The sequence below is a fragment of the Citrobacter sp. MNAZ 1397 genome (assembly GCF_023613995.1).
Classification (GTDB): Bacteria; Pseudomonadota; Gammaproteobacteria; order Enterobacterales; family Enterobacteriaceae; genus Phytobacter; species Phytobacter ursingii.
Genome location: NZ_JAKIVH010000015.1, coordinates 1 through 14234, shown reverse-complemented (window position 1 = coordinate 14234; position 14234 = coordinate 1). Strand labels below are relative to the sequence as shown.

The following is a 14234-nucleotide window of genomic DNA, read 5'->3' as shown; positions in this document are numbered from 1 at the left end:
CTATTGACAAAAATGGTCACTAGTTTGAATATGGGGTTCCTGTCCTCTTTCATGAATTAAGGGAACCCATGCTCGGGCTTAAACCTGTCACCTTTGCTGCTTGCCTGTTGCCGTTTGCCCTTGTGGCCTGCGGTGACGTGTCCGATAACAGCGATCCACGTAGCCTGCCACCTTTGGTCAGGTCTGCTATTGCGATCAACGCAACCGACGTTTCCCGCGCCTTCACAGGGGTCGTTGTTGCGCGAGTACAAAGTGACCTTGGTTTCAGGGTTCAAGGCAAAATCCTGGAACGCCTTGTTGATACCGGTCAGACGGTGAAACGTGGCCAGCCATTAATGCGTCTGGACCCGGTTGATCTGAGCCTGCAGGCTCAGGCCCAGCAGCAGGCTGTCGCCGCAGCAAAAGCACGCGCCCGACAGACAGCGGATGACGAATTACGATATCGCGGTCTGGTCACCACAGGTGCTGTATCGGCATCCGCTTATGATCAGATTAAGGCCGCCGCAGATACGGCCAGGGCCGACCTCAGCGCCGCCCAGGCGCAGGCGAATGTGGCGCAAAACGCCATGAGCTACGCGCTCCTGGTGGCCGATGCCGACGGTGTGGTGATGGATACGCTGGCCGAACCAGGTCAGGTCGTCAGTGCCGGACAGCCGGTTATCAGGCTTGCAAGAGCAGGGCAACGCGAAGCGATCGTCCAGTTGCCTGAAACGCTGCGCCCGGTTGTTGGAAGCGCGGCACAGGCTTTTCTGTACGGCAGCGATAAACAGCCCGTTTCCGCGACACTGCGGTTACTCTCTGATGCGGCCGACCCGCTGACCCGCACGTTTGAGGCGCGGTATGTGCTCGATGGTCCATTGTCTGGTGCCCCCCTGGGAGCCACGGTCACCCTCCATATTGCGCAGAGCAGAGCATCGCAGCCGTTGCTGCAGGTGCCTTTAGCCGCCGTTTATGACGCGGGTAAAGGCCCGGGTGTCTGGAGTATTTCAGGCAATCCCGCCAGAGTGGCATGGCGGCCCGTGCAGGTTGTGAGCCTCGGAGATAATGCGGCAAGCGTGACCGGCAGCCTTAAGCCCGGCGAGCAGGTCGTGGCGCTGGGCGCTCATCTTCTGCATGACGGTGAGACAGTCCGGCTGGCGAAGCAGAGCGATGTCAGTGTCGCCGGGAGTCGGCCATGAGTCGCGGGCGTTTCAATCTTTCCGCGCTTGCCGTGCGCGAGCGTTCCGTTACGCTGTTTCTTATCCTGCTTATCACCGTTGCCGGTATTCTCGCGTTCCTTGGTTTGGGCCGTGCAGAAGACCCGCCTTTTACCGTCAAACAGATGACCATCATTACGGCGTGGCCCGGCGCGACGGCTCAGGAAATGCAGGATCAAGTGGCCGAACCGCTGGAAAAACGCCTTCAGGAACTCAGGTGGTATGACCGCACAGAGACCTACACGCGCCCCGGTCTGGCTTTTACCATGCTCTCATTACTGGACAGTACTCCCCCCTCCGAGGTCCAGGAAGAGTTCTATCAGGCCCGCAAAAAACTCAGCGATGAAGCCAAAAACCTGCCGGCAGGAGTGGCTGGTCCTATGGTCAACGATGAGTTCTCGGATGTCACATTTGCGCTCTTTGCGCTGAAGGCAAAAGGCGAGCCGCAGCGACTACTGGTGCGCGATGCCGAGTCATTACGCCAGCGCTTATTGCATGTACCCGGGGTGAAAAAGGTCAATATTATCGGTGAGCAGGCCGAGCGGATATTTGTCTCCTTTTCCCATGATCGTCTGGCAACGCTGGGTATCGCACCGCAGGATATCTTTGCTGCCCTGAACAACCAGAACGTGCTGACGCCAGCCGGTTCAATAGACAGCCATGGGCCGCAGGTTTTTATCCGTCTGGATGGGGCATTTGACAAACTTGAGAAAATTCGTGAAACGCCGATTGTGGCGCAGGGAAGGACGCTCAAGCTTTCTGATGTGGCGACCGTTGAGCGCGGTTACGAAGATCCCGCGACCTTTATGGTCCGTAACCAGGGGGAACCTGCACTTCTGCTGGGGATCGTGATGCGTGAGGGCTGGAATGGTCTGGCGCTGGGTAAAGCGCTGGATAAAGAAGCCGCCAGCATCAATGCGGACATGCCTCTTGGGATGACATTCGCGAAAGTCACCGATCAGTCCGTTAACATCAGCTCCGCCGTTGATGAGTTCATGATCAAATTTTTCGTCGCATTGCTGGTTGTGATGGTGGTCTGCTTTCTCAGTATGGGCTGGCGTGTGGGCGTGGTGGTCGCTGCGGCGGTGCCACTGACACTGGCTGTCGTCTTTGTGGTCATGGAGGCGACAGGTAAAAACTTCGACCGTATTACCCTGGGCTCGCTTATCCTGGCGCTGGGGTTGCTGGTGGATGACGCCATCATTGCCATTGAAATGATGGTAGTGAAAATGGAGGAGGGCTACGACCGAATCAAAGCCTCAGCCTATGCCTGGAGCCACACCGCGGCACCAATGCTGGCCGGTACGCTGGTCACGGCCGTCGGCTTTATGCCCAACGGGTTTGCGCAATCCACGGCGGGTGAATACACCAGCAACATGTTCTGGATTGTGGGGATTGCACTCATTGCTTCCTGGGTGGTGGCGGTGGTGTTTACCCCGTATCTCGGGGTGAAAATGCTGCCAGAGATCAAAACGGTTGAAGGGGGGCATGATGCTATCTACAACACCCGACGCTATAACCGTTTTCGTCAGTTGCTGACGCGGGTCATCGCGCGAAAATGGCTGGTCGCAGGTTCTGTCGTCGCGGTATTCACCGTTGCTATTCTCGGCATGGCGCTGGTGAAAAAACAGTTTTTCCCGACGTCTGACCGGCCTGAGGTTCTCGTGGAAGTGCAGATGCCGTACGGCACGTCCATCGAACAAACCAGCGCCGCCGTGACGAAAATTGAAGACTGGCTAAAGCGCCAGAAAGAAGCAAAAATCGTCACGGCTTATATCGGACAAGGATCACCCCGCTTTTATCTCGCCATGGCGCCGGAACTGCCCGATCCTTCCTTTGCGAAAATTGTTGTCCTGACCGACAGCCAGGAAGCCCGTGAGGCGCTCAAGTTTCGCCTTCGCCAGGCTGCGGCTGACGGGCTGGCACCGGAGGCGCGGGTTCGCGTGACCCAACTGGTCTTTGGCCCGTATTCACCTTATCCGGTTGCCTTTCGTGTGACAGGGCCGGATCCGGGTGTATTACGAGACATTGCAGATAAGGTGAAAACGCTGATGCAGGCCAGCCCGCTGATGAGAACGGTCAACACGGACTGGGGCTCACGCGTACCGACACTGCATTTCACCCTGAATCAGGATCGTCTGCAGGCGGTGGGGTTGACATCAAACGCAGTAGCTCAGCAGCTTCAGTTCCTGCTTTCGGGCGTTCCGGTCACCGCCGTGCGTGAAGATATCCGCTCGGTGCAGGTCGTGGGGCGCGCAGCGGGTGATATCAGGCTGGATCCGGCGAAAATAGCGGGTTTCACCCTGGTTGGCACTGCAGGGCAGCGTGTGCCGTTATCGCAGGTTGGCGAGGTGGAAGTGCGCATGGAAGACCCGGTTCTGCGCCGTCGCGACCGTATGCCAACCATTACCGTACGGGGCGATATCGCCGAATCTCTTCAGCCGCCGGATGTCTCCACTGCGATGATGAAGCAGTTGCAGCCCATCATCACCACCCTTCCGGATGGATACCGGATTGAACAGGCTGGCTCGATTGAGGAATCAGGGAAAGCCACCAAAGCGATGGCACCTTTATTCCCAATCATGATAGCCATGACACTGCTGATCATTATCCTTCAGGTGCGCTCGATGTCGGCGATGGTGATGGTCTTTATGACCGCGCCACTGGGGCTGGTGGGGGTGGTGCCAACCTTGCTGCTCTTCAACCAGCCTTTTGGCATCAATGCGCTGGTTGGTCTGATTGCCCTGTCAGGGATTTTGATGCGTAACACGCTGATCCTCATCGGCCAGATTCATCACAACGAGCAAGAAGGGCTTGCACCCTTTCATGCGGTCATTGAGGCAACGGTGCAGCGCTCCAGGCCTGTACTGCTCACGGCGATGGCGGCCATTCTGGCCTTTATCCCGTTAACCCATTCGGTGTTCTGGGGAACCCTGGCCTACACCCTGATAGGCGGGACACTGGGGGGCACCATTATTACGCTGGTGTTCCTGCCTGCTATGTATGCCATCTGGTTTCGGATCAAGCGTCCGGATTCAACCTCGTTGACCGAAAACCATTCCACTTCTGAGGGATTAAACAATGTCTGAACATAAAGTCGTTCTGATTACCGGCGTTTCATCAGGCATTGGCAGGGCGGCAGCCCTGGCCTTTAAAGCCAGAGGGTGTCAGGTATTTGGAACGGTCAGGGATATCGATGCCGCCTCGCCTTTGCATGGTGTCGGACTAACGCAAATGGACGTCCGGGATGAACATTCGGTGCAACAGGCAATTGAAAGGGTGATAGCCAAAGCCGGACGTATTGATGTCCTGGTTAACAGCGCGGGTGTGTCCCTGATCGGTGCGGTTGAGGAAACCTCAATAGAGGAGGCCACCCGACTGTTTGATACCAACTTTTTCGGGGCATTACGTACGACAAAAGCGGTATTGCCACACATGCGAAACCAGAAAAGCGGGCGCATCGTGAATGTGAGTTCCGTGCTGGGTTTTCTGCCTGCGCCCTTTATGGGCATCTACGCTGCGTCCAAGCATGCTCTGGAAGGGATGTCGGAAACCCTGGATCACGAACTACGTGAAAGCGGCGTTCGCATTACGCTGGTTGAGCCGACTTTTACAAGAACAAAACTTGATGTGAATTCCGCTGAAACGGCAGAAAAGATAGCCTTTTATGAAGAGGCGCGGGGCCAGACCCTGGAGGCCATATTGAAAAGAGTCGGTACGGCGTCCTTACCCGAGGTTGTGGCTGGAACCATTGTGACCGCTGCTCTGGGTCCATGGAAAATGCGCAATACCCCAGGAGGTGAAGCCACGCTGCTAGCCAGATTACACCGCTTTGCGCCAGCAAGTATGGTAAGTAAAGGACTACGAAAAACCTTTGGAATGAAAGAGTAAGACCTAAGGCATCGCGTCCTGACGGATATGCCCGTTGCTCCGCATCAGCAACGGGCATCACTTTTCGTGTCAACCTCTTCTTATCAGTACCCCCTCAGGTGGGCCCTCTCGCGTCGAGATATCTAATCCAGTAAGCCGCAATGTTAGCGCGAAATCGATTTATGGCAGGAAGCGAAAAAGCGACAGGGGAGTGAATGCTATTTTGAAGAGTATCGATGTTGCATTGGTAATAGAATTATCCTTGATTAAATAAGCGGCATGTTAATGCTATTTGAGATAGTAACTATTTCAATGTCAGCAGCATTCGTTTCTGACACAAGGTAGACAAGTTTGCCTCGCTGAACGCCTGCTGTGAGCGAAATATAGCCATTCGCAGTTTTTCTATAATTGATATAGGTTTGCGACGCAGTAGCGTATTCTCAACAGGGAGCAGATAACTTGCATAGCTGTCACGGTGGATGAATCATAAATATATTATTCAGACTACACTTAACTGTGTTGTTTCCTGAATAAATTCCCTCGCACTTATCGTGAAGTGGTAAAACAGGGATTTCAGATAGTTGGATGCTCATTTTTCAAAACTCAGCAGGTAATCGCATGATCTTAAGTGCTAATCACGTTGGTTTTTCAGTTAAAAATATTGAAGACTCATTATTCTTCTGGACTCAAATCCTCGGAGGGAAGTTATTACGCGAAGGAAACATGTCTGGACCTATAATCGATGAAGTCACAGGCGCAAGGGGAGCTGATGTACGAATGGCTTTGCTTGAACTGGCTGATATTAAGATTGAATTACTACAATACAATAACATTGAGCAGCCAGAAGAACCTTCAGCACCCTATATCCCAGGCTACGCTCACCTTGCTTTTATCGTTGAGGATCTTGATACGCTCTTGAGCAAAGTATCGGACTATGGCTGGAAGACGCCGGGTAAACCTCAGACAGTGTTGTCAGGCCCCATGCAGGGAACCAGAGTCATATATTTACAAAGCCCTGATGGCCAGACGCTTGAATTGATGGAACTCAGTCAATGAAGTCCACATCTTATGACCTGTTATCCTCTCATTAAAACAGTGATGTCTGCAACGTCAGCTCCTGGCACTCAGCAGCCGGTCAGGAAGCTGGCACGTGCGTTAAGCGCGAACAGCTGAAGATAATCATTGTTATCCAGTCCGTTGGATCAAGGCTTGTCGGACACATGTTCTGTCTCCCGTTTCTGTTTCGGCCAGCAAATGGCTTCAGTCACTGGCGTAATCATGCCCCTGGCTTATCTCTCGTCTGGTTCGCGCGCGTCATCGAAGCGTTTATGTGCTTCGACAATGGTGAATCGGTTGTCGTTTGCCCAGTTCACGAGCGCCATCACAGGCACTAACAACGTCCGGCCGAGTTCGGTGAGTTCGTATTCGACGCGTGGCGGAATCGTCGGATAAACCGTCCGGGTAACAATACCGTCGCGCTCCATTCCTCGCAAAGTCAGCGTCAGCATCCGTTGGGAGATGCCTTCAATAGTGCGCCTTAACTCATTGAACCGCCGCTTCCCGTTGGCCAGCGAGGCAATGATGTAGAGACTCCATTTGTCGCCGATACGATCCAGTATCTCGCGGGTAGCCTGACAGCCTCCCGAATCAGGGGTTGGCAATTCTTCGGGCAAGTTTTTGTGACTCAGTGACATGGATGTGCCTTCTTGTTAAATGCAGACAGGAATCTTAGTATCCTCTGTATCGATAGATAACCAGGGATGTAAATGTTACCTGGTATCTATTTTATACCACATGAGGAGTCACCATGAGCAGAATCTTGCTGATCACGTCCAGTCCCCGCGGGGCTGAAAGTCTTTCCACGCGCTTCGCCACGGAAATTGCCAATGGTATCAGGATGCAGTCCGGGGGCTCGCTGACCGTTCGCGACCTGGTTACCAACCCGGCGCCGCACATTACACAAGACTATATCAAGGGCCGCGTGATGGCGCCTGATGCCCGTACAGCAGAAGAGACTCAGGCTGTCGAAGGTGCCATGGAACTGGTTGATGAGTTGCGTGCCGCGGACGTGATTGTGATTGGATCGGGCATGATGAATTTCGGTCCATCTTCGCAACTCAAAGCCTGGATTGACAATGTTACCTGGCCGGGAGTCACCTTCAGTTACGGGGCAGGTGTACCCCAGGGCCTGCTGACTGGCAAGAAGGTTTATCTGGTCACTGCTGCCGGAGGGGTTTTCTCGGAGGGCGTCTATGCACCGTTCGATTTCCAGACCAATTATCTTCTGCATATGCTCGGCTTCATCGGGTTGACCAACGTCGAGCTCCTCCGCATCGAGGGCACGGTGCAAGGCCCGGACGCGGCACAAGCTGCCATCGCCAGTACCGAGGCGGCTGTGCAAGCCCTGTTGGCGAAGGTGGCATGACCATAACCCGAGCGCGCGCAGAACGACGTTGCGGCTGCCTGTGGATTCAGCAGGGATGAGGCCCGCACCCTCGCACTCGATACCACCTGTCGCACGCAGATTGAGCAAGACGCGGCGAACGCCACGGCGGCAGGCGTTCGTTCGGTTCCGCACTTCGTTTTTGACAACCGCTTTGCAATCAATGGCGGGCGCAGTGAAGACGAAATAGCCGCCGCTATTAATCATATCCTGCGCCTCTCTGTTCATGGGGACTGAGTGTATGTATTAATCCACCGGGAACAGGGCAGCCTGAACGTCAGGGCCCATCCGAATTGATAACAGCATAGAATTTAACGATCCCGAAGCAATTCATATAAGACAACTTTCCATCAAATGATAAGGTTGGATTTCCCTAAACCTTATAAGCAGGAACGAACGTGAGTATTTCGCAGCAACGTGAATGGCATAAGGATAACTACCTGATCAGTACCGACAGAGAAAAACTGGACGTGCAGGCAATCCATCGCTACCTGACAAGATCTACCTGGGCTAAAGGTATTACTCTGGCTATTGTCGGCGCATCAATTGAAAACAGCCTTTGTTTTGGCGTTTACCATGATAATGCACAGATAGGTTTCGCCCGTCTGATAACAGATTACGCTACGTTCGCTTACCTTTGTGATGTCTATGTTCTGGAAGAATATCAGGGCGAGGGGCTTGGCAGATGGGTGATGGAATGCATCCATGATCATCCTGTGTTTGAGCAGCTACGCAGGATCATGTTGTTCACAACAACCGCGCCCTGGCTTTATGAAAAATTTGGCTACGAGCCCGTAAACCAGCAAAACTATGCATGGACCATCACCCGGCCTGATATTTATACCCATGGGAAAAAGTCTGGCTGACTTACGCTTATGTTCAGTTCTATGCAGGCCTATTTACGCCTGAGTTCCCAATCCGCTTCTGCCACGGAGCGAACGTTGAGGGATTCTCCGCTGTGCGTCGTAGTGTCGTGGTTCAATAGCAGACTGGGAAAACGATAGATTCCACCCGCAGTGGAATCTATCACTGAGCCATTAAATCGACTGTCCGCCGGACACTTCAATGCGCTGACCAGTGACCCACCGGTTGTCCTCACCCAACAGGCTGGCAATCATCGGACCGATGTCGTCTGGTACGCCCACGCGACCAAGCGCAGTCATCCCTGCAAAGGCTTTGTTGTAATCGGGAATGTCACGTACAGCGCCTCCCAGGAAATCCGTTTCGATAGCGCCTGGAGCAATGGTATTGACCGTAATACCGCGACTGCCCAGTTCTTTAGCCATATAAACGGTGAGCACTTCCACTGCGCCTTTGGCAGCCGCGTAGGCCGAGAACCCAGGGAAAGACACTCGGGTCAGGCCCGATGAGAAATTGATGATCCGTCCGCCATCGGCGAGGATCGGCAGAAGTGACTGGGTCAGGAAAAATACGCCTTTCACGTGGACGTCAAAGAGGGCGTCAAACTGCGCTTCTGTGGTGTTCACGAAGTCGGCCATTTCACCATGCCCGGCGTTATTAATCAGATGTTCAAACGTATCGCGCCCCCAGGTGTCTTTCAACGCTGCGCGTACCGCGGCCACGAAATCGGGAAAGGAGAACATATTGCTCATGTCCAGTTGAAGTGCGATTGCCTTACGACCAAGGGACTGGATCTCAGCCACCACTGCGTCTGCCGCTTCTTTCCCATTACGATAGGTAATGATCACATCGCCACCATGGCGGGCAATGCTTAGTGCAGTATTTCGACCAAGGCCCCGACTGGCACCGGTCACAAGAGTAATGTTTGTCATGGAATATCTCCTGATGAAGGGAGATAAAATACTAACCATCACGACACATTTTAGGTTGCCCGATAATACCGAAGGCTTGCCTGATAATGTTGAAATTTCTGTTCAACCAGAATCGTACTACGATTAGCGTATACTCAAGCCACATTTATTAGCCTAAAAATATGATAGTGATGCCCCGATTATCTGAAAAATATGTCTCAGGCACTGATGAGTCTGAAGGCGAAAGGACGACTGCGGCACTACTACGGTTGGCGCGGAAATATGCTGACGCGCACCTCACTAAAGACGGTGTGGCAACTACCCCGATTCCAGGGGTATTCATTTTAAGCGAGGCCGCACCTTCCCTATTGCAGTTCGCCATTACTAAACCGTTGCTCGCACTTGTGCTGCAAGGCCGCAAACGTGTGACGATGGGCAATCATACTTTTGAGTTTGGTGCGGGGGAGTCGTTGCTGGTTACTGTGGATGTGCCGACAGTAAGCCAGGTTATCACCGCCAGCGCCGCTACCCCCTATTATTCACTGGTTGTGGAACTTGACGCCGCTGTGATTACCGAACTGGTTAGCGATATGGGAAAACTGGAGGTCACACCGGATTTGCCAGTGAGGGTTGACCAGATTGAACAGGACGTTGCAGAAGCCGCGTTGCACCTGCTGAAATTGCTCGACAGACCCCATGCGTTGAAGATGCTGGGGCACCAGATGGTGCGTGAGTTGCATTACTGGTTGCTCTCCGGACGATATGGCAAATCTATGCGCACCCTCGGAAACATTGATAGCCATGCCCGCCGGATCGCCCGGGCTGTCGAGATTGTTCGGACGAAATATGATCAGCCGTTGCGAGTCAAAACACTGGCCGATGCGGCGGGTATGAGTCTTTCGGTATTCCATACGCATTTTCGCAATGTCACGACACTTACACCGCTGCAATTTCAGAAACAGCTGCGCCTGGTAGAAGCTCGCAGGCGTATGCTTGCAGAAGGTGCGGCAATCAGCACCGCTGCCCATGGTGTAGGCTATGAGAGCGTGACGCAGTTTACCCGTGAATATTCGCGCATGTTCGGCCACCCACCGGCCCGCAGTATTCGTGAGGCGCGCAAAAGCGAGGAGTTGGCGAAGCCCGAACTACGTTCGCCTTCAGGGAAGGGTAGGACCAGGTGAATATGGCGTCCGCAATGCGCCAGGCGTTCAATGAGGGGATACTACGCATTCTTAAGCGAGACATCTCTTCTGGAGAAGAGTAATGAAAAGCGTCAATAACGACGCCACGTAAAACAAAAGGGTAATAAGATGATAATGAAGGATTTTTATTATGCATATATAGACTGCCTGAATCGGCGCGCGTGGGATGAGCTTGGGCTGTATGTTGCTGAGAATGCCAGGCACAATGGCCGGCCGTTTGGCTTGTCAGGTTATCGTTCAATGCTTATTCAGGATGTTGAGAATATCCCCAATCTTACGTTCGTTGTCGAACGTCTGGTATGTGAACCTCCTCTTATTGCAGCCCGACTGATGTTTAATTGTTCACCAAAAGGCGAATTTCTCGGGTTAAAAATTAATGGGCGGCATATTTCCTTTGCTGAAAATGTTTTCTATGAAGTGAATGACGGGAAAATTACCCACGTGCTTTCCGTCATTGATAAAGCGGCAATCGAAGCACAGATTGCTGAGTAACTATTTATCCCTTCCGGGACGGCAAAATTTTGCAACAGGCAAAACGTCGACCTGCGCAAGTGCCGGGCATAGCAATAACTCAGCCTTCCAACCACACGTTCGCAACTTCTGATCCTGCCACGAAGCGGCAAATGCAGATACAGGCAGGTTTTCTTTGAGTGAACAGCGGACAAACTATCGGTGGGCAATTTCCGTTTCTGGTAAATCAATGATAACCAGTATGCCAAAGCTGCCTGTTTCTACAGTATGAGGAATACCCGCTTTCGCCACATAAAGCTGGCCAGACGTAACAGAGATTTTTTTTCCTTCCACACTCAGTTCCAGACGTCCATCAATGACCAGTAATCCCTCGTCATACGTATGTACTTCTTCAATTACTGAGCGTTCATCCATTCGTAAAACTTTGAGATTTGCTGTGCCAATACGGCCTAATACAATAGAGTGCCAGGCATCAGTTAATGCATGTGCTTCGGTTCTAAGGTCATACAGCGTCATAACGTCATTCCATGTGATATTCGTTTATTGCTCTTATGCCATATAAGTTCCATGGCGTCATATAACAAATATGGAAAAACAAGTTGAATAAAAAACTATATCCTTACTTCAAACACACTTATTTTCGCAGTACCACATGCTGCCATCTGACCTGACCAGAACCCTATTGAACAATGAGCCGATGGGTTAATCGCGTTAGCGAATGGCACAAAGCTGACGTTCATCTGAAAATAGTTTTAAAAGGCTGGCGAGTAGCGCGGCGCGGCCGCTCATGAGCTTATATACCGCGCTCTAAAACTCTGCTTACAAAATCAATAAAAGCTCTCACTTTAGCAGGAGGAAGACGCCGGGATGGATATAACGCATAAAGCGGAAAACTTTCGCTTTCCCAGCCAGTAAGCAACTCGACCAGACGACCCTGGGCCAGGAGATCTTCAATGCCGCTGGCTTTAATTCGTGCTATTCCTGCGCCCGACACACAGGCTCCGATTAGCGTTCCGGAATCATTCACCATCAGGCGACTGGATATTTTGACAGGAATAACGTTTCCATTTAATGCATATTCCCACTCTAATGGCTGCCCGGTCATTGAACTTCTGACCTGAATGCAGGAATGATGAATTAAATCCGCCGGCGTTTCAGGCTTGCCATGCTGCTGGATATATTCCGGAGACGCCACAGTTTTGGTGGGCACTTCAAGCAACCTGCGGGCAATCAAAGAAGATGCAGGCGGGTTACCAAATCGTACAGCAATATCAAATCCTTCTGAGACCAGATCCCCGAGCTGATCGCGCGCAACAATTTCCACTGAAATACCCGGATAGAATTTCATAAACGCATTGATAGTCGGAGCCAGCGTATGTCGTGAAAAAAAGGGGTCAACATTCACACGCAGGCGCCCGGTAACGGCGGTTGAAGCTCCGGAAGTCAGACTGATAGCATCACTGATCCCTGCCAGTAGAGGGCTTATCTCTTCATACAGCCTTCTGCCTTCATCAGTCAGCTTAACTGCGCGAGTGGTTCTGTCAAAAAGCCTTACACCAATACTGGTTTCCAGTCTGGTGACGGCCCTGCTTACGCCTGATGCTGACATGTTGAGAGATTCTGCTGCCCGGGCAAAGCTGCCGCTGTGCACAATCGCCGCCAGCACGCTGATATTTGACAATTGCCGCCCGTCAAAGCTCATGAGCATTTCTCCTGGTTGTTAATAGATGACGTTATGTCACTAATGTGGTGAGTGTTTGAGCATTCTGTCAATAATTTATCTTCCTTATACTCGCGCTCACTGACTGACCGCTTTGAGGAAACCTTTATATGCCACAGGCCGTGTCTCGCCGGGATGGGCTCAAAGGCGCATCTATTCCTGGGCTATCAGCTGTAAAACCTCCCATCCGTTCGACATATCGCCGCATGTCCGGCGCGATTTTTACCCAGACGCTGCTTTTTTACGACGATGCAGTCATGAAGCTATACGGTGAGTTTGCACGTGAACTCGGGCGGGCCTTAAAAAACGTTTGACCCCTGTTCTTTCAGAAAGAGGAAATTAATAAATGTATGTTATCACTGGAATTACCGGCAAAGTGGGCGGCGTTGTTGCCCGCACGCTGCTGAGCAAGAATCTTCCCGTTCGCGGCGTCATGCGTAACGCAGCTAAAGCCGGGGAATGGCGAGAGGCTGGGTGTGACGTCGCGATGGCTGAGATGGATGATGCCGACGCTCTGGCTGAGGCTTTTAAAGGCGCGAAAGGGGTGTTCATCCTTCCTCCTTCCGATTTTGACCCGGCGCCGGGGTTCCCGGTCGCATGTCGTATCATCGATGCGCTTGTCCGGGCTATTCGTAGCGCTGAACCAGGGAAGGTTGTATGTCTTTCTACCATCGGCGCGCAGGCCTCACAGATGAACCTGCTAACTCAGCGCACGTTGATGGAAAAGGCGTTGAACGATCTGGAGTTGCCGGTCGCGTTTCTTCGTCCTGGATGGTTTATGGAGAACTGTGCCCTGGATGTTGTCTCTGCCAGTGAGGAAGGCGTCGTTCACAGTTTTTTACAACCCCTGGATAAGGCCGTTCCGATGGTAGCCACAGCCGATGTTGGTAAGTTAGCTGCCTCGTTATTGCAACAAAACTGGGCTGGAAAACGCGTCGTTGAACTGGAGGGGCCATGTCGCGTCTCGCCAAATGATATTGCCAGCACTTTCTCGCAAATTTTAGGCCGTCCGGTTGTTGCCGAAACCGTTGCGCGTCACACCTGGGAAACCTTATTTCGTGAGCAGGGGCACCAATTTCCTTTGCCTCGTATGCAGATGATCGATGGCTTTAACGAAGGCTGGATTTGCTTCGAAGGGAGTGAAGATGAGCGGGCTATCGGTGACACGCAACTGGAAGAGGTGCTTCGCGGTTTACTGAAAGCTGGAAATTAATCTTTCTCCCTTTAAAAGCAGGTATCCACGCTTCATCAGGTTTTATAAACAGAAATACAAGCCCGGATAAAATGCGGCAAGCACCGCATCCGGGACATTCCCCGGTGGCGCTTGCGCTTACCGGGGCTACAGGCAAAACCGCGGCCCGAATGAGGGATCGTAGCCCGGATAAGGTGCGGCAAGCACCGCATCCGGGACATTCCCCGGTGGCGCATGCGCTTACCGGGGCTACAGGTAAAACCGCGGCCCGAATGAGGGATCGTAGCCCGGATAAGGTGCGGCAAGCACCGCATCCGGGACATTCCCCGGTGGCGCATGCGCTTACCGGGGCTACAGGCAAAACCGCG

At 52.6% G+C, this 14234-nt stretch carries 14 protein-coding genes; 10 read left to right on the top strand and 4 right to left on the bottom strand.

Annotated features, from left to right (window positions below; translation table 11 throughout):
- Nucleotides 1–68: 68 nt before the first annotated feature.
- From L2097_RS25140 to L2097_RS25125, 4 genes are all read left to right on the top strand, one after another.
- The gene (locus L2097_RS25140; RefSeq protein ID WP_250353880.1) at nucleotides 69–1178 is read left to right on the top strand and encodes an efflux RND transporter periplasmic adaptor subunit; all 1110 of its coding nucleotides are present in this window, start codon (nucleotides 69–71) and stop codon (nucleotides 1176–1178) included.
- A complete protein-coding gene (locus tag L2097_RS25135) occupies nucleotides 1175–4285 on the top strand; it encodes an efflux RND transporter permease subunit (RefSeq protein ID WP_250353879.1) in 3111 nt (1036 codons plus the stop codon). Before L2097_RS25140 ends, L2097_RS25135 begins: the two co-directional genes overlap by 4 nt.
- A complete protein-coding gene (locus L2097_RS25130; RefSeq protein ID WP_250353878.1) occupies nucleotides 4278–5087 on the top strand; it encodes an oxidoreductase in 810 nt (269 codons plus the stop codon). The genes L2097_RS25135 and L2097_RS25130 overlap by 8 nt, the downstream gene beginning before the upstream one ends.
- Nucleotides 5088–5684: 597 nt before the next feature.
- Nucleotides 5685–6122: a VOC family protein gene (locus L2097_RS25125; RefSeq protein WP_250353877.1), complete on the top strand. Its 438-nt coding sequence runs from the start codon at nucleotides 5685–5687 to the stop codon at nucleotides 6120–6122.
- Between the two features lie 233 nt (nucleotides 6123–6355).
- Here L2097_RS25125 and L2097_RS25120 read toward each other — a convergent pair whose 3' ends face one another.
- A complete protein-coding gene (locus L2097_RS25120) occupies nucleotides 6356–6760 on the bottom strand; it encodes a winged helix-turn-helix transcriptional regulator (RefSeq protein WP_250353876.1) in 405 nt (134 codons plus the stop codon).
- A gap of 113 nt (nucleotides 6761–6873) precedes the next feature.
- Between L2097_RS25120 and L2097_RS25115 the strand changes: the two genes are divergently transcribed.
- Nucleotides 6874–7491 (top strand): FMN-dependent NADH-azoreductase, encoded by a 618-nt coding sequence (locus L2097_RS25115; RefSeq protein WP_250353875.1) that lies wholly within the window; start codon nucleotides 6874–6876, stop codon nucleotides 7489–7491.
- Between the two features lie 416 nt (nucleotides 7492–7907).
- Nucleotides 7908–8375 (top strand): GNAT family N-acetyltransferase, encoded by a 468-nt coding sequence (locus tag L2097_RS25105; RefSeq protein WP_250353874.1) that lies wholly within the window; start codon nucleotides 7908–7910, stop codon nucleotides 8373–8375.
- Between the two features lie 171 nt (nucleotides 8376–8546).
- Here the strand turns inward: L2097_RS25105 and L2097_RS25100 are convergent, their stop codons facing one another.
- Nucleotides 8547–9302: an SDR family NAD(P)-dependent oxidoreductase gene (locus tag L2097_RS25100; protein WP_250353873.1), complete on the bottom strand. Its 756-nt coding sequence runs from the start codon at nucleotides 9300–9302 to the stop codon at nucleotides 8547–8549.
- A gap of 248 nt (nucleotides 9303–9550) precedes the next feature.
- Here L2097_RS25100 and L2097_RS25095 point away from each other — a divergent pair, with 248 nt between their 5' ends.
- Together L2097_RS25095 and L2097_RS25090 are read left to right on the top strand one after the other, a co-directional pair.
- Nucleotides 9551–10462, top strand: a complete 912-nt coding sequence (locus tag L2097_RS25095) for an AraC family transcriptional regulator (RefSeq protein ID WP_250353872.1) — start codon at nucleotides 9551–9553, stop codon at nucleotides 10460–10462.
- A 129-nt stretch (nucleotides 10463–10591) separates the two neighbouring features.
- Nucleotides 10592–10975 (top strand): ester cyclase, encoded by a 384-nt coding sequence (locus tag L2097_RS25090; protein WP_085007028.1) that lies wholly within the window; start codon nucleotides 10592–10594, stop codon nucleotides 10973–10975.
- A gap of 174 nt (nucleotides 10976–11149) precedes the next feature.
- Here the strand turns inward: L2097_RS25090 and L2097_RS25085 are convergent, their stop codons facing one another.
- Both L2097_RS25085 and L2097_RS25080 read right to left on the bottom strand, forming a co-directional pair.
- Complete coding sequence (locus L2097_RS25085) at nucleotides 11150–11470, bottom strand: cupin domain-containing protein (protein ID WP_250353871.1); 321 nt, start codon at nucleotides 11468–11470, stop codon at nucleotides 11150–11152.
- A 277-nt stretch (nucleotides 11471–11747) separates the two neighbouring features.
- The gene (locus tag L2097_RS25080) at nucleotides 11748–12656 is read right to left on the bottom strand and encodes a LysR family transcriptional regulator (protein WP_250353870.1); all 909 of its coding nucleotides are present in this window, start codon (nucleotides 12654–12656) and stop codon (nucleotides 11748–11750) included.
- Between the two features lie 364 nt (nucleotides 12657–13020).
- On the opposite strand from L2097_RS25080, the gene L2097_RS25075 reads away from it, so the two are divergent.
- Together L2097_RS25075 and L2097_RS25070 are read left to right on the top strand one after the other, a co-directional pair.
- Nucleotides 13021–13887, top strand: coding sequence for an NmrA family NAD(P)-binding protein (locus tag L2097_RS25075; protein ID WP_085007032.1), 867 nt, complete (start codon nucleotides 13021–13023; stop codon nucleotides 13885–13887).
- A 71-nt stretch (nucleotides 13888–13958) separates the two neighbouring features.
- The coding region (locus L2097_RS25070) for a hypothetical protein (RefSeq protein WP_250353869.1) at nucleotides 13959–14234 on the top strand (276 nt) is incomplete at its 3' end.

What these genes read in the sequence shown, in the direction of transcription:
- L2097_RS25090 (WP_085007028.1), top strand. Translation starts at nt 10,592, where the DNA reads ATGATAATGAAGGATTTTTATTATGCATATATAGACTGCCTGAATCGG.
- L2097_RS25120 (WP_250353876.1), bottom strand. Translation starts at nt 6,760, where the DNA reads ATGTCACTGAGTCACAAAAACTTGCCCGAAGAATTGCCAACCCCTGAT.
- L2097_RS25125 (WP_250353877.1), top strand. Translation starts at nt 5,685, where the DNA reads ATGATCTTAAGTGCTAATCACGTTGGTTTTTCAGTTAAAAATATTGAA.
- L2097_RS25075 (WP_085007032.1), top strand. Translation starts at nt 13,021, where the DNA reads ATGTATGTTATCACTGGAATTACCGGCAAAGTGGGCGGCGTTGTTGCC.
- L2097_RS25130 (WP_250353878.1), top strand. Translation starts at nt 4,278, where the DNA reads ATGTCTGAACATAAAGTCGTTCTGATTACCGGCGTTTCATCAGGCATT.
- L2097_RS25140 (WP_250353880.1), top strand. Translation starts at nt 69, where the DNA reads ATGCTCGGGCTTAAACCTGTCACCTTTGCTGCTTGCCTGTTGCCGTTT.
- L2097_RS25100 (WP_250353873.1), bottom strand. Translation starts at nt 9,302, where the DNA reads ATGACAAACATTACTCTTGTGACCGGTGCCAGTCGGGGCCTTGGTCGA.
- L2097_RS25115 (WP_250353875.1), top strand. Translation starts at nt 6,874, where the DNA reads ATGAGCAGAATCTTGCTGATCACGTCCAGTCCCCGCGGGGCTGAAAGT.
- L2097_RS25085 (WP_250353871.1), bottom strand. Translation starts at nt 11,470, where the DNA reads ATGACGCTGTATGACCTTAGAACCGAAGCACATGCATTAACTGATGCC.
- L2097_RS25080 (WP_250353870.1), bottom strand. Translation starts at nt 12,656, where the DNA reads ATGAGCTTTGACGGGCGGCAATTGTCAAATATCAGCGTGCTGGCGGCG.
- L2097_RS25135 (WP_250353879.1), top strand. Translation starts at nt 1,175, where the DNA reads ATGAGTCGCGGGCGTTTCAATCTTTCCGCGCTTGCCGTGCGCGAGCGT.